The 18,453-nt window shown below is 63.9% G+C and carries 23 protein-coding genes and 1 tRNA gene; 15 read left to right on the forward strand and 9 right to left on the reverse strand.

The window, feature by feature from the left end; genetic code table 11:
- Window positions 1–10: 10 nt before the first annotated feature.
- The 3 genes from GJ630_RS10300 (at window position 11) to GJ630_RS10310 (ending at window position 1,777) form a co-directional block, all read left to right on the forward strand.
- Window positions 11–535, forward strand: coding sequence for a hypothetical protein (locus GJ630_RS10300; protein WP_050037542.1), 525 nt, complete (start codon window positions 11–13; stop codon window positions 533–535).
- 148 nt (window positions 536–683) lie between these two features.
- Window positions 684–768, forward strand: a tRNA-Leu gene (locus tag GJ630_RS10305).
- Between the two features lie 496 nt (window positions 769–1,264).
- Window positions 1,265–1,777, forward strand: a complete 513-nt coding sequence (locus GJ630_RS10310) for a DUF5813 family protein (RefSeq protein WP_191449843.1) — start codon at window positions 1,265–1,267, stop codon at window positions 1,775–1,777.
- A gap of 39 nt (window positions 1,778–1,816) precedes the next feature.
- Here the strand turns inward: GJ630_RS10310 and GJ630_RS10315 are convergent, their stop codons facing one another.
- Together GJ630_RS10315 and GJ630_RS10320 are read right to left on the reverse strand one after the other, a co-directional pair.
- A complete protein-coding gene (locus GJ630_RS10315) occupies window positions 1,817–2,047 on the reverse strand; it encodes an Lrp/AsnC family transcriptional regulator (protein WP_014039505.1) in 231 nt (76 codons plus the stop codon).
- 2 nt (window positions 2,048–2,049) lie between these two features.
- Window positions 2,050–2,736 carry a TrkA family potassium uptake protein gene (locus tag GJ630_RS10320; protein ID WP_191449844.1) on the reverse strand — a complete coding sequence of 229 codons (687 nt, stop codon included), beginning with the start codon at window positions 2,734–2,736 and terminating at the stop codon, window positions 2,050–2,052.
- Between the two features lie 140 nt (window positions 2,737–2,876).
- On the opposite strand from GJ630_RS10320, the gene GJ630_RS10325 reads away from it, so the two are divergent.
- Both GJ630_RS10325 and GJ630_RS10330 read left to right on the forward strand, forming a co-directional pair.
- Window positions 2,877–3,107 (forward strand): Lrp/AsnC family transcriptional regulator, encoded by a 231-nt coding sequence (locus GJ630_RS10325; RefSeq protein WP_008310913.1) that lies wholly within the window; start codon window positions 2,877–2,879, stop codon window positions 3,105–3,107.
- Between the two features lie 52 nt (window positions 3,108–3,159).
- On the forward strand, window positions 3,160–3,480 hold the full coding sequence (locus GJ630_RS10330; RefSeq protein WP_014039503.1) for a hypothetical protein: 321 nt from the start codon (window positions 3,160–3,162) through the stop codon (window positions 3,478–3,480).
- Here the strand turns inward: GJ630_RS10330 and tmk are convergent.
- Entirely contained in the window at window positions 3,477–4,064 is a 588-nt protein-coding gene (tmk, locus tag GJ630_RS10335) for a dTMP kinase (RefSeq protein ID WP_050037539.1), read from the reverse strand. The genes GJ630_RS10330 and tmk overlap by 4 nt on opposite strands.
- Window positions 4,065–4,203: 139 nt before the next feature.
- Between tmk and GJ630_RS10340 the strand changes: the two genes are divergently transcribed.
- From GJ630_RS10340 to cofG, 5 genes are all read left to right on the forward strand, one after another.
- Entirely contained in the window at window positions 4,204–5,103 is a 900-nt protein-coding gene (locus GJ630_RS10340) for a complex I NDUFA9 subunit family protein (RefSeq protein WP_050007445.1), read from the forward strand.
- A 137-nt stretch (window positions 5,104–5,240) separates the two neighbouring features.
- On the forward strand, window positions 5,241–6,422 hold the full coding sequence (locus GJ630_RS10345; protein WP_005536054.1) for a tubulin/FtsZ family protein: 1,182 nt from the start codon (window positions 5,241–5,243) through the stop codon (window positions 6,420–6,422).
- Window positions 6,400–7,176, forward strand: a complete 777-nt coding sequence (locus GJ630_RS10350) for a hypothetical protein (protein WP_050007444.1) — start codon at window positions 6,400–6,402, stop codon at window positions 7,174–7,176. The genes GJ630_RS10345 and GJ630_RS10350 overlap by 23 nt, the downstream gene beginning before the upstream one ends.
- Window positions 7,176–7,799, forward strand: a complete 624-nt coding sequence (cofC, locus tag GJ630_RS10355) for a 2-phospho-L-lactate guanylyltransferase (protein ID WP_014039499.1) — start codon at window positions 7,176–7,178, stop codon at window positions 7,797–7,799. The genes GJ630_RS10350 and cofC overlap by 1 nt, the downstream gene beginning before the upstream one ends.
- A 33-nt stretch (window positions 7,800–7,832) precedes the next feature.
- A complete protein-coding gene (gene cofG / locus GJ630_RS10360) occupies window positions 7,833–8,939 on the forward strand; it encodes a 7,8-didemethyl-8-hydroxy-5-deazariboflavin synthase subunit CofG (protein ID WP_014039498.1) in 1,107 nt (368 codons plus the stop codon).
- Window positions 8,940–9,136: 197 nt separating this feature from the next.
- On the opposite strand, the gene cofH is transcribed toward cofG, so the two are convergent.
- Both cofH and GJ630_RS10370 read right to left on the reverse strand, forming a co-directional pair.
- Entirely contained in the window at window positions 9,137–10,489 is a 1,353-nt protein-coding gene (gene cofH, locus GJ630_RS10365) for a 7,8-didemethyl-8-hydroxy-5-deazariboflavin synthase subunit CofH (RefSeq protein WP_014039497.1), read from the reverse strand.
- A 112-nt stretch (window positions 10,490–10,601) separates the two neighbouring features.
- The gene (locus GJ630_RS10370; protein WP_050038269.1) at window positions 10,602–11,618 is read right to left on the reverse strand and encodes a sodium:calcium antiporter; all 1,017 of its coding nucleotides are present in this window, start codon (window positions 11,616–11,618) and stop codon (window positions 10,602–10,604) included.
- Window positions 11,619–11,769: 151 nt separating this feature from the next.
- On the opposite strand from GJ630_RS10370, the gene GJ630_RS10375 reads away from it, so the two are divergent.
- Complete coding sequence (locus GJ630_RS10375) at window positions 11,770–12,804, forward strand: phosphoribosylaminoimidazolesuccinocarboxamide synthase (RefSeq protein WP_191449846.1); 1,035 nt, start codon at window positions 11,770–11,772, stop codon at window positions 12,802–12,804.
- A gap of 24 nt (window positions 12,805–12,828) precedes the next feature.
- Here GJ630_RS10375 and GJ630_RS10380 read toward each other — a convergent pair whose 3' ends face one another.
- A complete protein-coding gene (locus GJ630_RS10380; protein WP_014039494.1) occupies window positions 12,829–13,812 on the reverse strand; it encodes a formyltetrahydrofolate deformylase in 984 nt (327 codons plus the stop codon).
- 169 nt (window positions 13,813–13,981) lie between these two features.
- On the opposite strand from GJ630_RS10380, the gene GJ630_RS10385 reads away from it, so the two are divergent.
- From GJ630_RS10385 to purQ, 3 genes are read left to right on the forward strand one after another with little or no spacing between them, the layout of a single operon-like run.
- On the forward strand, window positions 13,982–14,350 hold the full coding sequence (locus tag GJ630_RS10385) for a GAF domain-containing protein (protein ID WP_371727368.1): 369 nt from the start codon (window positions 13,982–13,984) through the stop codon (window positions 14,348–14,350).
- Between the two features lie 51 nt (window positions 14,351–14,401).
- Window positions 14,402–14,656 (forward strand): phosphoribosylformylglycinamidine synthase subunit PurS, encoded by a 255-nt coding sequence (gene purS / locus GJ630_RS10390; protein WP_014039492.1) that lies wholly within the window; start codon window positions 14,402–14,404, stop codon window positions 14,654–14,656.
- A gap of 55 nt (window positions 14,657–14,711) precedes the next feature.
- Window positions 14,712–15,389, forward strand: a complete 678-nt coding sequence (gene purQ, locus GJ630_RS10395) for a phosphoribosylformylglycinamidine synthase I (protein ID WP_064287552.1) — start codon at window positions 14,712–14,714, stop codon at window positions 15,387–15,389.
- Window positions 15,390–15,584: 195 nt separating this feature from the next.
- Here the strand turns inward: purQ and GJ630_RS10400 are convergent, their stop codons facing one another.
- From GJ630_RS10400 to GJ630_RS10410, 3 genes are read right to left on the reverse strand one after another with little or no spacing between them, the layout of a single operon-like run.
- Window positions 15,585–16,400, reverse strand: a complete 816-nt coding sequence (locus GJ630_RS10400) for a phosphate ABC transporter ATP-binding protein (RefSeq protein ID WP_014039490.1) — start codon at window positions 16,398–16,400, stop codon at window positions 15,585–15,587.
- Complete coding sequence (locus tag GJ630_RS10405; protein WP_014039489.1) at window positions 16,397–17,101, reverse strand: ABC transporter permease; 705 nt, start codon at window positions 17,099–17,101, stop codon at window positions 16,397–16,399. Before GJ630_RS10405 ends, GJ630_RS10400 begins: the two co-directional genes overlap by 4 nt.
- Window positions 17,102–17,106: 5 nt before the next feature.
- Window positions 17,107–18,150 carry a substrate-binding domain-containing protein gene (locus GJ630_RS10410; protein WP_014039488.1) on the reverse strand — a complete coding sequence of 348 codons (1,044 nt, stop codon included), beginning with the start codon at window positions 18,148–18,150 and terminating at the stop codon, window positions 17,107–17,109.
- Between the two features lie 119 nt (window positions 18,151–18,269).
- Between GJ630_RS10410 and GJ630_RS10415 the strand changes: the two genes are divergently transcribed.
- The coding region (locus tag GJ630_RS10415; protein WP_191449847.1) for a LysR family transcriptional regulator at window positions 18,270–18,453 on the forward strand (184 nt) is incomplete at its 3' end.

Here is an 18,453-nt window from a genome sequence, read left to right on the forward strand (position 1 = left end):
ACGACAGGATATGGTTAAGACAGGTGGCGAAGGGACAGACGACCTCGAACGGCTTGCCGCCGGTTCGGACGACCGCAAAGCATCGTGGAAACAGACGCTGGAAGAGACACAGGCGCTGGCTGACCAGCGGCGCGCTAACGGCCGCGAGGCCGTCGTCGTCCCGGCCGGGGACGCGGGCCTGCAGACAGTCGACGACGGTGACGGACTCGAACTCGTGTTCGTTATTCCGGGTAACAAGGCCGAGGAAGTGACGCGGCTGGTCGAATCGAACCCACTCGAAGCGTACGACGTGTACCGGCGGACGGTCGGGGAGCAGGTGTTTCTGGCCGTCGAGTACTTCGATCCGGACGCCGCCTCGCTGTTCATCGCTGGCGCGTACAAACTCCAGGATGCCGGGAACACGGTTACCGCCGCGAACGACGGTGCGACGTTCCAGACGTTGCTCAGGAAACTGGACGGGACGCCGGTCGCAACGTTCGACCACGCCGACCGGACGAAGTTCCTTCCGACCGACAGGCTCCCGGTCGAGGAGTAGACGGGCGTCAGAGGAGAAGTGACAGCTGAACCAGTGTGTCACGGCCGCTATCGAGTTCCGCCGACCTGACTGTGGTGGGACGCGATAGGACACCTCGCAGTCCGAGACCGAAAGGACCATTCACTAGCCCCCGCAGAGTTCAATCTGCGCGAGGGTAGCCGAGCTTGGCCAAAGGCGGTGGGCTTAAGACCCGCTCCCGTAGGGGTCCGTGGGTTCGAATCCCATCCCTCGCATTCTGTTGCGAACAATCCGTGAGCAACGAATGTCATCGTGGGATTCGAATCACGGAAATTCGAACGAAGTGAGGATTTGCATCGGGTTCGAATCCCATCCCTCGCATGAATCCGCTCGAACAATGTGAGAGCGTGTGAACCGTTTTGATGGCGATTCGAACTACGGAAACGCGAGCAACGCGAGCGTTTGCATTCGAGTTCGAATCCCATCCCTCGCATCCTGCGACGAGTGGACACGAGGAGCGGTGCGAGCGGGGTGCAAATTGCCACCGGACGCTGTGCGCCTGCGATAGCCGCCACAGTAGTCCACAAGAGACAACTTTGGCCGCGTATATGTGACACACTTGACAATCTGACTTGGCTCAGGTGTGGCACAGCTGCGTCGGTCACAGATTCGGGTGTGACGCTCAGACGGTAGCGTCGGGTGGCTAGCAATTCGAACGGAGACGAACCGGACACGACGCGTTTTTGCACGTCTGTGGCCTATACCGGCGTAATGACTGATGTGCCAGATGACGTTGCCGAAGCGTTCGACCGACACGATGCGCTCGTCTCGGCCGGGGATAGCTACGCTGTCGAGACGACGAACTTCGACGGCCGCGTGACTGCAACTGAGGGCGAAAAGTGGCGGACGAACTACGAGGTGACGGTCAGAGCGCCGTCGCTACAGGCCGCGACAAGCGACGAGGTCGGTGACGCCGTCATCGACGGCTGGTTCGAGACGCTGGAGCGGCGGCTCGAGGACGCGCCGAAAGCGACCCGGACATCTGTCGAACTGGACGATTACAGCGTCGTCGAGGACGGCGAACAGGTCGTCGTCACGTTCGAGTACACGATGGGCGGCGAACGGCAAGCCGCAGACGTTGCCAAGACCTTCGTCGAGTACGTCGAAGGGACGTACGTCGAGGGCGTCATTCCCGGCTACGACTACGTTGGCGTCGTGGCTGACCTGCTCGATTCGGCGAGTACCGGCGGGAGCGAAGGCACCCGCGGCGGGACGCCGCTGTAGCTATACGGTTCCGAGCGCCGAAAACCGTGGCCGCGTCGTTTAGTCCATCGCGATGTAGGTCTGTGTCGTTTCGACGCCCTGGATTTCCTGGATATGTGTCGCTGCGACGTCCTTGACTTCGGCGGGCGTCTCCACGTTCACTTTTGCGATGAAGTCGACGTCACCGGCGACGATGTGGGCTTCGACAACGCCGTCGACGGCTTCGATATCACTTTTCAGACGATCCGCATCACCGGTGTGGGCTTTGACCATCACGTACGCAATAACCATGTTCAGGCACCTCCAAGCGCGGTCGCGGGCTCTGATTCACCGACAACGATACTACGAACGTCGGAGAGCGTCTCGAAGTCGGCCAGTATCACGACCCGGTCACCGGCCTCCAGTGTTTCGTCCGGGTCGGGAATGGCGAGCGGGGCTTCGCCTTTCCCGTGCGCCATCAGTCGGGAATTCGACGGAAGCTCCAACTCCGACAGTGAGTACCCCTCCATCGGCGATTGCTTCTGGATGGTGAACTCCACGAGCTGGAGGTTCTGTGCGATGTCGGCGACTGCGCGGATGTTCCCGCCCAGCAGCGCGTTCTTCGCGGCGATAGCGCCCAGCCGTTCGGGGTAGATGACCTCGTCGACGTCGGAGGCGTAGCGTCGGTAGATCTCCTCGCGGTAGTCCTCGTCGATGCGCATAACGGTTCGACAGCCGTGTTCCTTGGCGATCATACAGGCGACGAAGTTGTCGTTCAAGTCGCCGGTGAGCGCGCCGAGCGCGTCGGCGGCTTCGAGGTCGGCGCCACCGAGTATCTCCTCGATAGCGCCGTCACCCGCGATCACCTCGAAGCCAGCCGTCCGCGCGCGCTCGACCGCGTTCTCATCGCGCTCGATGAGGACAACTTCGTGGCCACTCTCTTGCAGGACGCGAGCCGTCCGCAGTCCGACACGACCTGCACCCACGATAACGAATCGCATACACGCTCCTATGGGACGGGGGTGAATAAAAGTACCCACCCGGTGGAACCACCGGACGCCTTGACCACGATATCAAACAACAAAGCCGTTGTTGTCCCCTGACGGAAGCTTTTTCGTGCTATGACACGACACACCACAACATGGTTAGCGCGTTCATTATGATCAAGACCGCTGCCGGGAAATCCGAAGAACTCCTTGCGGCAGTTCGCGACGCCGAGGGCATCACCGAAGCACACATCGTCGCCGGGCAGTACGATATCATCGCCGAAGCGACCGGGACGGAGGTGTACGATATCATGCAGTCGGTCGCAGGTCACGTCCGTGATCTCAACGGCGTCGCTGACACGCGCACGTACATCTGCTTAGAGTGAGCGAGTCACGTTGTTCCGACACGGCAAAGGGACTTGCCGCCCTACGTCGAACATGGTCAGTGTCGCCGGTATTATCGGCCTGCTCGTCATCGTGCTGGTCAACAGTGCTGTGACGGCGCTCATGACGCGCTTTTTCCGCGTCCGTTTGCACACGCGGTGGGGAAGTATCGTCTACTCGCTGCTCCTCTGTCCGGTAGTCATGGTCGTCATCCTCATCGTATTGAGCGGTGTATTCAAACTCGGTGCGGATCTCGGGAGTCAGACGGCTGTCATCCTCATGACGGTCGTTATTCCGCTCGCTATCGGGATCACGTTCGATTACTTTTGGATGCCTGCCCCCGACGAGGTCGAACTGCCGGCGTCGATGGACTAATCGAGAACCGCCGCTCGGACGCGTTCGTACACGGTGTCCGGGTCAGCGGTCGCGTCGACGCGTACGAACCGCTCCGGGTCGGCGTCGATGAGTCGCTCGTAGTTGTCACGAACCGTCGAAAGATAGTCAGCAGTTTCGAACTTGTTCGTCGCACCGCTGCGCTGTGCGGCGGTTTCGGGATCGAGGTCGAGATACACGGTCCGGTCCGGCGGACGGGTCCAGGGGGCGTGGACCTCCCGGACGTACGACAGCGGGTCGTCGAACGTCTCACTAGCTTCGAGTGTCGCACCCTGATACGCGTACCGCGAGTCGCTGTAGCGGTCGGAGACGACAAGTCGGTCCTCGTTGAGCGCCGGTCGGACCGTGTTCGAGAGATGTGCGGCGTGGTCGGCCGTGTAGAGGAACAGTTCGGCCAGCGAGTCCGCGTCGTCGTCGTCGATAGAGCGCTGAACGGCGTCCCCGTACCAGGTGTCGGTCGGTTCGCGCGTGAACACAGCCTCGCTGGGGACAGTGTCGTCGCTCTGGAGCCGTTCCCACACAGTCGTCTTGCCGCTCCCGTCCAATCCTTCGAGCGTGACGAGCATACCTCACAATCCGTGTGGGGGGACGTAAGCGCCCCGACCGGACAGTGCATCCGTAGGCTGACACAAGTGGCCGGACTGCGGACCGGTCAGCCGAACAAACACGCCCACCTTTACGGTTCTACCGACCGTACTGGAGTCTATGAATGTACTTGTCGTCGGCGGGACTGGATTCATCGGGCAACACCTGTGCCGCGAACTCGACGACCAGGGACACACCGTCACTGCGTTGTCCCGGTCACCGGAAGATGCGACGCTTCCCAGCGGTGTCGAAACTGTTGCCGGGGATGTCACGGAGTACGACAGCATCGAGAGCGCGTTCGAGGGCCAGGACGCGGTGTATTTCCTGGTCGCACTGTCGCCCCTGTTCAAGCCGGACGGCGGCGACGAGATGCACGAACGCATCCACCTCGGCGGGACCGAAAACAGCGTGCAAGCCGCCGAAGAACACGACGTCGACCGGTTCGTCCAGTTGAGTGCGCTGGGTGCGGACCCCAATGGCGACACGCATTACATCCGGTCGAAGGGTCGGGCCGAGCAGGTCGTTACGGAGTCTTCGCTGGACTGGACCATCTTCCGGCCGTCGGTCGTCTTCGGCGAGGGCGGAGAGTTCGTCTCCTTCACGAAGCGCCTCAAGGGGATGTTCGCGCCGGGCGTCCCGCTGTACCCGCTCCCCGGCGGCGGAAAGCAAACCAAGTTCCAGCCCATCTGGGTCGGTGACCTCGTGCCGATGCTCGTCAACAGTATCGAATCCGAAGAACACGTCGGCGAGACCTACGAAATCGGTGGGCCGGAAGTGCTGACGCTCAGAGACGTGACCAATCAGGTGTATGATGCCGACGGGTCGTCGGTAAGCATCGTCCCGCTCCCGATGCCGCTGGCGAAGGTCGGTCTCTCTGTGCTGGGGAGCGTCGGGTTCCCGATGGGTGCCGACCAGTACCGCTCACTCAAATTCGATAACACTCCGACAACGAACGAAATCGACGCGTTCGGAGTCAGTAGTGACTCTCTAACGACACTCAGCGGATACCTCAGCGGATAAGCGCCGGCAGTAGCCATCCCCTAAAGAGTGTTGTGTTGGATAGTATTGATTTTCAATCCTGGCTTTCAGGGCTGAGATCCGGGCAAAACACTTATACTCGCTATCGCTCTTTGACCCTTTAAGCGGAGAACTATATAATGAAACTGGCGATGATCGGCTTCGGGCAGGCCGGGGGCAAAATTGTGGACAAATTCCTCGAGTACGACAAGGAGACCGGCTCGGGAATCGTCCGCTCGGCTGTTGCGGTCAATACAGCGAAAGCAGACCTGCTTGGGCTAGAACACATTCCGGAAGAGAATCGAGTGCTCATCGGCCAGGCCCGCGTTAAGGGCCACGGCGTGGGCGCAGACAACGAACTCGGCGCGGAAATCGCCGAAGAGGATATCGACGAGGTACAGGGCGCTATCGACAACATCCCTGTTCACGAAGTCGACGCCTTCCTCATCGTCGCCGGTCTCGGCGGCGGGACGGGGTCGGGCGGGTCGCCGGTCGTCGCGAAACACCTCAAGCGCATCTACACCGAACCGGTGTACGGCCTGGGCGTCCTGCCGGGCAGCGACGAGGGTGGCATCTACACCCTCAACGCCGCTCGGTCGTTCCAGACGTTCGTGCGCGAGGTGGACAATCTGATGGTGTTCGACAACGACGCCTGGCGACAGACCGGCGAGTCCGTCGAGGGCGGCTACGACCACATCAACGAGGAGATCGTCCGGCGCTTCGGCGTGCTGTTCGGTGCCGGCGAGATCGAGGCCGGCGACAACGTCGCCGAGAGCGTCGTCGACTCCTCCGAGATCATCAACACGCTCGACGGCGGCGGCGTGTCCACCGTCGGCTACGCCTCCGAAGACGTCGAGGTATCCTCCGGCGGCGGCGGCCTGCTCTCGCGGTTCAAGGGCGACGACTCGTCTGACGACGGGATGGACACGGCGAACACGACGAACCGTATCACGTCGCTCGTCCGGAAAGCCGCGCTCGGCAGGCTGACGCTCCCCTGCGAGATCGAAGGTGCGGAGCGTGCTCTGCTCGTGATGGCAGGGCCGCCAGAGCACCTGAATCGAAAGGGAATAGAGCGCGGCCGGAAGTGGCTCGAGGAGCAGACCGGTTCGATGGAGGTCCGCGGTGGCGACTATCCGACCAACGCCCCGAAAGTGGCCGCGTCCATCCTGCTGGCCGGCGTCCACAACGTTCCCCGCATCAAGGAACTCCAGCAGGTCGCCATCGAGGCCCAAGACAATATCGACGATATCCGTAACCAAAGCGAAGATAACTTAGAGGACTTAGTCGAAGACGACGAAGATGAACTTGATCCGCTGTTCTAACAAGACCGCCGCACTCCTCTGTGTTGTCGCGCTGCTCGCGACCGCCGGCACAGCGAGTGCGTTCTCTGTCTCTGCCGAGGGAGTCCCGAGCGAGACAGCCGTCGAGGAAGAGGTGTCGGTGACGTACACGATTGACGACCCGTTCACCGACGCACCGAACGAGTGGACGCTCGCCGGCTCGACCGAACTCCAGGACGTTAGCTGGACGGTCACTGTGTTGCGTGCGGGTAGCCAGGTGAGCCAGGAAACCTACGGCGACCAGTCCTTCGAGCAGGACCTGGAGATCGACAATAACGGGGACCAGGTTCGCGTCGAGCTCGTCGGCACGACGCCGGCCATCTCGAACTACACGTACGACCCGGCACAGAACTATCAGGTCGCCTCTCTCAGTCGTATCAGCGGGAGCAACGAGGACGAGTTCCGCAACGACACCGCCCGCCACTACACTGAAGAGAGCCAGTCAGCGAGACAGGCAATCGACGACGCGCAGGCCGCAATCGACGAAGCCGGTGGGAACGAAGACGCCGAGGATCTAGTCAGTAGCGCTATCTCCTCCTACGAGAACGGGAACTTCCAGAACGCCCAGGACCTCGCCGAGGAGGCCGAAAGTCAGGCACAGCAGGCCCAGCAGAGCGCTCAGACCCAGCGAACGCTCCTGCTGGTCGGCGGCGGACTCATCGTCCTCCTGTTGCTGGTCGGTGGCGGCTACTACGCGTACACCCAGATGAGTGAGGACGAGTACTCCAAGCTGTAATGCGTCTCGTCGTCCCCGTCTCGGGGTCTGACCCCAAAACGCGACTTGCGTCCGTTCTTTCTCCCGACGAGCGCCGTGATTTTACCGAAGCGATGCTTGCAGATGTCGTCGACGCAGTGACAGCGGCGGGCCACGAACCCGACGTTATCTCGACGGCACCGCTCGACTGTGCCGCACCGCTCACTGTCGACGACCGCGGGCTCGACCCGCTCGTCAACGACCTGCTCGCGTCGATAGTGACTGACGGCGATGGCGCACTTGCCGTCGTGATGGCGGATTTGCCGCTCGTAACGCCGAAAAGTATCGAGCGACTGCTCGCCCCCGACGCCGACGTCGTGCTGGCCCCGGGTCTGGGCGGCGGGACGAACGCCTTCGTCTGTCGCCACCCCGAGTTCAGGGTCGACTACCACGGCGCGTCGATACGTGACCACCGGCAGATTGCCCGGGACGTGGGAGCCAGCGTTACCGAAGTTGACTCTCGGCGGCTCGCGACCGACATCGACGAACCGGGCGACCTCGCTGAAGTGCTGCTACACAGCGACGGCGCGGCCGCGGACTGGCTCATTGACGCCGGTTTCAGTCTGTCGCTCACAGACGGCCGTGTCACCGTGAGCCGCGAGTGAAGGTTTTTGTTCGTGGGGTGCACACCCCGGGACGTGATACCCGGCACGGACGCGCACGATATCGACATCGAGATCCCGGACGCCGACATCGAGCGACTGCTGTCGGTGATGCCCGGGGACGTCGAGGCCGCGTCGGCGCTGTCCTACTGCCGGAACGTGTTCCTGCCGCTGACGACCGCCTGCCGATACACCTGCACCTACTGCACGTACTACGACCCGCCGGGGCAGGCGGAGCTGATGGACCGCGAGGAGATCCGCGAGACCTGTCGCCGCGGGGCCGACGCCGGCTGTACCGAGGCCCTGTTCACCTTCGGCGACGACCCGGACGACCGCTACACCGCCGTCCACGACCAGCTCGCCGAGTGGGGCCACGACTCCATCCACGAGTACCTCCGGGAGGCCTGCGAAATCGCCCTGGAAGAGGGGTTGCTCCCGCACGCGAATCCGGGCGACCAGACGCGCGAACAGATGGCCCACGTCGCCGACCTGAACGCCTCGATGGGCGTCATGCTGGAGACGACCACTGAGGTGCAGGCTCACGGCGGTCCGCGGGCGAAAAACCCCGGCCAGCGGCTGAACACCCTCCGCGTGGCCGGCGAACTCGGTGTGCCGTTCACGACGGGCATCCTCGTCGGCATCGGCGAGGACTGGCACCACCGCGCCGAGAGCCTGCTCGCCATCCGTGAACTGCACGAGCGCTACGACCACATCCAGGAGGTCATCGTCCAGCCCGTCGTCGAGAACGAGCGCTGGCAGGGCGGCTCTCCCGACCTGGCGACGATGCGCCGGGTAACGGCGATGGCTCGCGCAGCGCTTCCCGAGGAGGTGTCGGTACAGGTTCCGCCGAACCTCGCGCCCGCCCGGGACCTGACCGACTGCGGTATCGACGACCTGGGCGGCGTCTCCCCAGTGACTGTGGACCACATCAACCCCGAGTACGAGTGGCCCGCGCTGCAGGAACTGACGGCCGTCGCCGACGCCGCCGAGGTGCCCCTGACAGAGCGGTTGCCGGTCTACGACCGCTTCGTCGACGACGGCTGGCTCTCGGAGCCCATCGAGGCGGCTATCGAGGCTGAGGACGACGACGGCGAACGGTTCCGGTCGATACTGGACCGCGGCGTGAATCCGGCGAGCGTGTGATCCCGTGGCCTCTGCGCATGAACAGCCGTCACGGTCAGAACGGATCCTGGACACTACTCACCTAGTCGACTAGGCCGTAGCTACACATGTACTGGCACACCAATACATATCATGCCTGGACGTGCCTCTGACAGCAGTGCCAGGCAGAATACTCTACCACGTCGACCACGGCCAGTGCCCAGCCGTGGTCCACTACTTCAGTCGAGCAACGGCGTTCCGTCAGCCTGTGGCCCGAGTTGCGGGCCGAGCACGTCGGCGTCGGGGTCGATGACGCGGCGCTGTTCGTAGTCCGTCGACCGCTCGACCGGTGTCCGGCCGATGGCGGTGATCATGTCGGCGTACTCCTGGAACGACCGGAACTCGCCGTAGTCGCCGCCGGCGCGCTTGGTGATCTCCTCGGAGAGGATGGTTCCCATGAAATCGTCCGCGCCGCAGGTGAGCATCTTCAGCCCTTGCGTGTCGCCGTATTTGACCCACGAGGACTGGATGTGGTCGACGTTGTCGAGGAAGAGCCGTGAGACGGCGATCAGCAGTTCGTCCTCGTCGATGGACGCGCCGCCGTCGACCATCCCGCGCTCGTACAGCGGCGTCTCCTCGTGGACAAAGGACAGCGGGACGAACTCCGTGATCGCGCCGGTCCGGTCCTGCAGGTCGCGGATGCGCTGCAGGTGCAGCGCGCGGTGGCGCTCGTTCTCGACGTGGCCGTACATCATCGTCGAGGTCATGTCGAGGCCGACCGACGCGGCCGCCTCCATCGCTTCGAGCCACTCGTCGGTCCCGATCTTGCCCGGACAGATGACGTCCCGGACCTCGTCAACGAGAATCTCGGCGGCGGTACCGGGCACGCTGTCGAGGCCAGCGTCTTGGAGGCGACCGTACACCTCCTCGTAGGACCAGTCGGTGCCGCGGCGGGCGTGATAGGCTTCCTCCGGCGTCATCGAGTGGAGGTGGACGTCGCCGACGTTCATCGCCCGAATCTGTTCACAGTAGGTGGCCGGGTCTTTCTCGTACTCGTCGGGCGATCGGTAGTTCAGGTCGCCGCGGTCGCTCGTCTCCAGTATCTCCCGGTGCTCGTCGTCCAGCGCGAGCGCGGGATGGAGCCCCGATACCGAACAGACCTCGTAGATGCCGCGGTCGAGGGCGTCCCGTACGATTTCGCGGGATTCACTCGGCGTCTTCGTGAAGCCGCCGTGGTCCTCCTGGTAGTCGCTGCGGAACTGCTCGGAGCGGTCCTTGAAGTTACAGAACAGACAGCCGGTGTTACAGGCCGTCGTGACGTTGTTGTTGAGGTTCGCGACGAAGGTGACCTCGTCGCCGACGACCTCCGCCCGGCGTCGGTCAGCCGCTTCGAGTACCTGCTCTTTCCGGTAGTGGTCGATGCCGTCCCGGTCGGTGCCCGTCGTGAGGAGTTCGACTGCGTCGTCGACTGTCAGTCGCGTCCCGTTTCTCGCCTTGGCGAGCGCGTTCTCGAACGACTGGGCAGTCGTCGGACGGTGCTCGAACTCGACGGAGCCGTCCGGCGTACCGACGGTCTCTGGGACGTCCGGCATTGCTGGACAGGAGGGAAAGAACGGTCAAAAACGTATGGGTACGCACATGGTCCACAAGGTCGACAGGTCCCCGTGTTTCGGGACGCAAGCGGCTGCAGTTCCGGAAGAGAGATCAGGTCGGCAATACGCCGCCGACCCAGCCCGCAGTCTCGATGACGATCCAGGCGACGAATACCGCGTAGGCGCCGAGCAGCGCATAGGATTCGAGTTCGCTCAACACGAGGTCGGTCCGGAGGGCGGTGAACAGGAGAATCGTCGCCCCGGTCAGGACACCGAACATCGGCACGGCCATCGCGAAATCGACGGTCCACGCGCCGGCGATGAAGACGCCGAGCGGGATGGCGACGAGCAGGTCGAACGTGTTCGAGCCGAGGACGTTCGCGAGCGACGTGACTCCGCGGTCGTCGCGGGCCGCTCTGACACTGACGAGCGTGTCGGGGAGACTCGTCGCCGCCGCCAGAATCGTCACGCCGAGCAGAAACTCTTGCACGCCGGCGGCCCGGCCGATGACTTTGACGGAGTGGACCAAGCTCTCCACCGCCACGAGAATGACCGCGAGGCCGAGCAAGAGAAAGAGCCACTGCCGCCCGACAGAGATACCGGCGGTCCAGTCTTCCCCCGGGTCGTGGTCGGCCGTGTCCTGGTACTGGATGAAGACGTACAGGCCGTAGAGCGCGAGCGGAATCGCCGCCAGCGGCCGCGTGATGACGCCCGTGAGCGTCGCCTCGCCGGGATAGTAGATGACCGCGAGCGCCATCGTGATGAGCAGGACTGAGACGGCGAGCATGTAGAACTGCGCCTCCTTGTAGACGAGCGTCCGACTCGATTCGAGTTCGTCGTCCGTGGCGATGCCCGCGACTGCGGGGATGATGAGAATATTGAAAATCGCCGAGCCGACGATTGCGCCCACACCGAGAGACATCGACCCGTCCAGCGCCGAGAGCACGACCGCTGCGACCTCCGGGAAGCTCGACCCGACGGCGACGATGATTGCGCCCTGAACGACTTCCGGGAGGCCGTAGTACGTCGCGAGCCGTTCGCTCGCGGATTCGAGCCAGTCGCTCCCTTTCCAGATCGCTGCCGTCGCGGCGACGATGATCGCAGCCTCGACCAACAGACTGGTAGCCATCAGGAGGTCAGTCGACAGCCCGACGGAAAACGTTGCCTTCCGAGCGCGAGTGATACTGTCTGTGACGAATTTCGCCACCGCGAACATCTCACAATAGTTACAGCCGACAGTATGAGAAACGTCTTTGTCCCCGGCCCGAAAGGCGGGCACAATGACGAGCGTCAAGGAATTCCGCGTGGACGAACCGGCGACGGCCGAAGACCTCGGCCGCGGCGCGTTCGTGTTCACGGACGACTACTCCGTGTTCGACTGGGGCAAGATGCCGGACCGGATCCCCGACAAGGGCGCGTCGCTGTGTACGATGGGCGCGTACAACTTCCAACTGCTGGAGGAGAACCACGTCCCGACACACTACGAGGGCGTCAGGCTCCCCGACAGCGACGAGGTGCTGGACCTCGGCGAGGCGCTGTCGGCCGACGCCGCCCCCGAGGAGATGGTCATCGAACTCACGCAGGTCCCGGACCTCCCCTTCGAGGACGGGCGCTACGACTACGACGCATACCACGGGGCTGCCGACGAGAACTACCTCATTCCCCTGGAGATCGTCTTCCGGAACCGCGTCGGCGTCGGGTCGTCGCTACGGTCCCGGACCGAGCCCGCCGACCACGGGCTCGACTACGACACCTGGCCCGAAGAGGTCGTCGACCTCGACGAGCCCATCGTGGAGTTCTCGACGAAATACGAAGAGCAGGACCGGTATCTCGACCGGGAGGCAGCCGACCGGATCGCCGGCACGGCCAGCATCGACCGCCTCGAAGAACTGGCTCGGGCGGTCAACCACATCGTCACCCAGCAGGCCGCCGAGGCCGATCTGGTCCACGAGGACGGGAAGATCGAGTGCCTGTACTACGACGGGGAAATCCGCGTGGCCGACGTGGTCGGCACGTTCGACGAGAACCGCTTCTCCTACGGGGGCCAGCAGGTCTCGAAGGAGGTCATCCGACAGTACCACAAGCGCACCCAGCCCGAGTGGGTCGAAGCCGTGAGCGAGGCCAAAGAGCAGGCCGACGCGGAGAGCATCGCCGACTGGAAATCGCTCTGTGCGGAGTCGCCAGAACCGCTCGATGAGGACGTAATCCAGGTCGCTCGCGACCTCTACTGTGCCGGCACGAACGCCTACATTGGTGGCGACGTGTTCGACGCGCCGTCGCTCGACGAAGCCGTTAGCGCCGCTGGCGAACTCTGAGCTGTTTGAAAGTACAGCGCGTTTTCAGTCGTCAGCCTCGATCTCACCGTCGTCCTCGGCGACGAACTCGCCGAGGCCGTCGATGGGACGGTCGGGGTTCAGCTGGTCGAGTTTCTCCGGCGCACCGAGCTGGGCCGAGGTCTCTTCGGGGTCCCGCAGTTTCGTCCGGCCACGGTGGACGTTCACCTCGTCGTTGAGGTGGAGTTTGATGGCCTCGATGAGCGCTTCGGCTTCCAGCGGCTGGCCGATCTGCTGGAGTTCCTCTTCGGTGGCGTCGTCGGGGACGTTGAACGCGCGCTGGGTGATGATCGGCCCTTGGTCCAGGTCCGTCGTCACGTAATGGGCGGTGACGCCGGCGATGCGGACGCCCTCCTCGATGGCCTGCATGTACGCCGACGCGCCGGGGAAGGCGGGCAGCAGGCTCGGGTGGACGTTGATGATGCGGCTCTCGTAGCGGAAGACGACGTCCGGCGAGAGGATGCGCATATACCGGGCCAGCGCGATGAGGTCGGCGTCGTACTGCGCGAGCAGGTCGAGCAGTTGGTCCTCGTCCGGCGTCCCCTTCTCGTCGCCGATGTCGTGGAACGGGACGTCGTACTTGGCCGCCAGCGGTTCGAGGTCGTCGTGGTTCCCGATGACCACCTCGATGTCGGCCCCGAGGTCGCCGTTGGCCCAGGCCTCGAATAGCGCCTCTAGACAGTGGGACTCCTTCGTCACGAGGACGGCGATGGTCTGGGTCTCGCGGTCGGACGGGAACCGGACCTGCACGTCGACGCCGAGTTCGTCGCCGAGTTCGGTGAGGTCCTCGCGGAGCTTCTCCTCCGTCGTCACCATCTCGGACGTGTCGACGCGCATGGTCATCCGGAAGACGCCCTCCCGAACGGCCTGGTCGAGGTCCTCGATGTTGATGCTGCGCTCGAACAGGAGCGAGGTCACTTCGGCGATGAGGCCCGTATCGTCCTCGCCGACGACCGTAATCTCGGTCAGACCGCGCGTCACGATTCCCACCTCCGGACAGCGTCGTGATTCATTTGACCCAGAGTCGGCAGTCCCTCGGCAAAAGCCTTCGTTTTCCACCTAGCGTGGACACCAACGCTTTGTGTGTCGCTCCGTGTATATATGGCCGTGATGAGTGATTCGCCGACCGTACTCTGTGCCCAGCCGGATTCCGACGAGTGTGTGGAGACGGCCGACGCGCTCCCGCGAGGACTCCATCTGCACCCACACGATTCTCTCGGGCGAGGCGATGGTCGCCGAGGCCACCCACGAGGACCCTCGCTTCGCCGAAGTTGACGCACTGAAACGGCTCGACAGCAGGTCTTACGCCGGCGTGCGAATCACGGACAAGGAGGGGCGGGCTATCGGCGCAGTGTACTGTACCGACGGCGAGCCGCGGCGCTACACTCGGACCGATCTCGACGTACGCCAGCGGCTACACGCGAGTCCCCACCGGTATCTGCACGCTGACGCGGGCGACCTCGACATCCGGGTCAAAGGGCTGACCGACCAGCCGTCCGATTGGACGCCGGTCAGCGCCGGGACGTGACCTGCCGGGAGAACACAAGCGTTTTCTCCGCTGCCCGCTCGCTTGCCAGTAATGACTGCCTTTACCGCGACCGTCACCGTCCGGCTCAAGCGGGGCGTCCTCGACCCCGAAGCCGAGACGACACAGCGCTCCCTAGAACGCCTTGGTTTCGACCTGAACGACCTCCGCTCGGCGGACGTGTTCGAGCTGGACCTCGACGCCGACAGCGCCGAGGACGCGGCCGAGCGCGCCGAGGAGATGGCCGAGCGGCTCCTGGCGAACCCCACCATCCACGACTACGACATCGAGGTGGCACAGGCAGAATGACCATCGCCTCGAAACTGACGGCAATGGTCAGTGCTGTCTCACGGAGGGGGCCCGCGTGACCATCGCCGTCATCCAGTTCGGCGGCTCGAACTGCGACCGCGACTCCGTCCAGGCTCTGGAGTCGCTCGGCTTCGACGCTGAACTCGTCTGGCACGAGGACGGCCTCCCCGAGGATGTCGACGGCGTCGTCCTCCCCGGCGGTTTCTCCTACGGCGATTACCTCCGTGCCGGTGCGATGGCCGCCCGCTCGCCCATCATGGCCGAAGTTCGTGAGGCAGCGAGCGAAGGCACGCCAGTGCTTGGCATCTGTAACGGCGCACAGATCGGCTGTGAGTCGTCGCTGACCCCCGGCGCGTTCACGACCAACGAGAGCGCCCGGTTCCAGTGTGAACACGTCCACCTGCGCGTCGAGAACGCCGACACACCCTGGACCAGCCAGTACGAGGACGGCGAGGTCGTCGAACTCCCCATCGCCCACGGTGAGGGCCGCTATGAAATCTCCGACGACCGCTTGGACGAACTCGAAGCCGAAGACCGTATCCTGTTCAAGTACTGCGACGAGGACGGCAATGTGTCCCCCGAGGCGAACCCGAACGGCTCGAAACACAGTGTGGCCGGCGTCACCGGTGAGGACGACCACGTCGCCGTCATGATGCCCCATCCCGAGCGGGCGACGCTTTCGGACCTGGGCCGGACCGATGGCCAGGGCGTGCTCACGGGCTTCGCCGAGTAACACCGGCAGCTTCGGCTTTCATTGCGGTGGTTTCACAGAAGATCTGAACCGGACGCGTAGTCGCACCGCTACGGAGATCGTTTCAAAGGGGAAGGGACCAGCGGAGCGTGTGACATAGTCCGGCGGTCCCTAGTCCAGCTTTGTGGGTCAAGCCGTATAAGCGCACGCTTACCGGAGTGTAAGTGAAATCGCCAGTTATGGGTCCGCTGTCGGCGGCTGCGGTACACGCGACCCTTCCCGGTCACCGACGAGCAGTTCGCCGTCGAGGAACCGTGCCGTCCGGGCGTCGGTGGGGTCCTCGAACAACTGCTCGGGCGGGCCGGTCTCGACCAGTTCGCCGTCGTGAAGGAAGGCCATGTGGTCCGAGATGCGTTTCGCCTGGTGCATGTCGTGGGTGGCGACGACGACGCCGACGCCGCGGTCCCGCGCCCGCTCGATGGCGTTTTCCAGCAGCGCCGTGTTGTACGGGTCAAGGTTCGATGTGGGTTCGTCCAGCAGCATGACCGCCGGGTCAACGGCGAGTGCCCGCGCGAACGCGACACGCTGGGCCTCGCCGCCGGACAGCGAGAGCGCGTTCTGGTCGACCGATTCCGCAAGTCCGACCGTTTCGAGCGCGGCCATAACGGTATCGGCGGGCCGTGACGAGCCGACGAGTTCGCCGAGACTCCGGCGAACTCGGGCTCGCCAGGGTTCTCTGACGCGCAGGCCGTAGGAGACGTTCCGATGGACGGGCGCGTTGAAGAGGCTCGGCTCCTGAAACACCATACTCACCTGCCGGCGGATACTCAATCGTTCGTCGTCGGCCATCGCCCAGATATCGTCGCCGTCCCATGCGACCGTTCCATCGTCGGGTCGGCGAAAGGTCGCAAGCAGGCGCAGCAGCGTCGTCTTGCCGGTGCCGGAGGGACCGACGACGGTGACGACTTCCCCCGGTTCGACCGCCAGCGAGACGTTCTGGAAGACGGTCGAGCCGCCGAACCCAGCATTTACCTCGGTCACGGAGAGCGTCATACCGAGCGCTCACCCCGGCCCTGATTCCTGAGCCACGATCCCAGTCCGTTGACGGCCAGCACGAGCGCGAGGAGTATTACGCCGAGAACCAGACCGACCTCGTAGCGCCCCTGCCGTGCCTCGACTGTTATCGCCGTCGTCAGTGTCCGAGTGTAGGACTGTCCGTCGCTGTAGACGATGTTGCCGCCGACGATGAGTATCGATCCGACCTCGCTGATGGCCCGGCCGAACCCGGCAAGAATGGCGGTAACGATGCCGAAACGGGCCTCCTTGATGACCGCCAGCCCAACGTCGACTCTGGTTCCGCCCATCGCGTAGGCCGCGTCGCGGACCGACTGGTCGACGCCCTCGACCGCCGAGAGGCTGACGCTCAGCAGGACCGGCGTCGCGAGGATGAACTGGGAGAGTATCATCGCCCGCGGGGTGAACGCGAGGTCGAGGCTCCCCAGCGGGCCGCTGTTTGACAGAAGGATGAGGACGACTAGCCCGACGACGACGCTCGGGAACCCCATGCCGGTGTTGACGACGGCTGTGACCAACCGCTTCCCGCGGAAATCGGTGAAGCCGATACCCAGCGCGACGGGCAGGCTAAACAGCGTGCTCAGGCCGACAGCAGTCAAGCTGACGTACAGCGAGACGGTGACGATGCTCACGACGTACGTCCAGCCGCCGTCCGGGAGCTGTGCTTGCAGTGGAATCATCGGGGTCAGTAGTCCGCCGGCACCTGCTCGTCGACCCAGTAGAGATACTCCTTGTCGCGCGGTGAGAGGCTGCTGGCCTGCTGTGCCGTGTACCCCTGCGGGACGTACTGGCCGAAGTTCGGCTCCTCGGCGATGGCGTTGGGGAAGAACAACTGCGAGCCGTTGGCGGTGTAGTCGGCGATCATCGACTGGCCGGTCGGGCTCGTCAGGAAGCCGATGTAGGCCATCGCCGCCTCGTAGTTCACGTCGTCGTATTTCGCGGGATTGACCGCCATCACGCCGTAGGGGTTCTTGAGGATGACCGGGCCGTCCTTCAATGGTCCCTGAACGTGAATCACGAGGTCGATTTCTGTTTGCATCGAGAGGTAGGTCCCGCGGTCGGCGAGCGTGTACGCACCGGTCTGGCTCGCCTGCACAAGTGTATCGCCCATCCCCTTGCCGACAGCGCGATACCACTCGCCGCTTGGGTCCGTGCCGGCCTCATCCCAGATGATGAGTTCCTTCTTGTTCGTCCCGGAATCGTCGCCCCGCGAGACGAACGTCGACTCGCTCTCGGCGATGGTGGTGAACGCCTCGGTGGCGCTACCCATCCCGTTGATGCCCGCCGGATCGTCCTCCGGGCCGACGATGACGAAGTCGTTGAACATCACGTCCCGGCGGTTGACGCCGAAGCCGTCCTGCATGAACTTGTCCTCGGCGTTGCGGGCGTGGACGAGGATCACGTCGGCGTCGCCATCCCGTGCCGTCCGGAGACTCGCGCCGGTCCCCTTCGGGATGGTCTTCATCGTCACGCCGTAGTTCTCCTCAAACACGGGATGGAGTGCGTCGAGAAGCCCCGTGTCGTAGGTACTCGTCGTTGTGGCAAGGACCAGTTCGCCGTCACCGATCTGGCCCGAGCCAGTCTGCGACCCACCGGACTGTCCGTTCCCTCCACCGTCTGTCTGTGCCGCCGTTGATTCGCTGGTGTTGCTCTCGCCGGCGCAACCAGCGAGTCCGACGACGGAGGCGGCACCAAGTGATGCGAGGAAGCGTCGGCGTTGCATCGACATGGACACAACGACGGCGGCAGGGTTCTTAATTGTTGATGGTGATGTCTGTCACACTGGCCTCAGCGGGCTCATAGGTTCCGCGCGGCAACGCCTTTGTGACGGCACGGTCATGTGGCGGTATGGACGCGACCGCGGACGTCGAAGTGCAACTGGGGCAGGGCGACGTGGCGCTGACTGCCCGCGACCGGACGCTCTTGCAGGCAGTCGCCGCCCACGGGTCGCTGAACAGCGCCGCCGACGCGCTCGGCCGGTCCTACGCCCACGCCCAGCGCCGAATCGTCGAACTGGAGGACGCCTTCGGCC

Source organism: Haloarcula sp. CBA1122, assembly GCF_009741785.1.
Taxonomy (GTDB): Archaea; Halobacteriota; Halobacteria; order Halobacteriales; family Haloarculaceae; genus Haloarcula; species Haloarcula hispanica.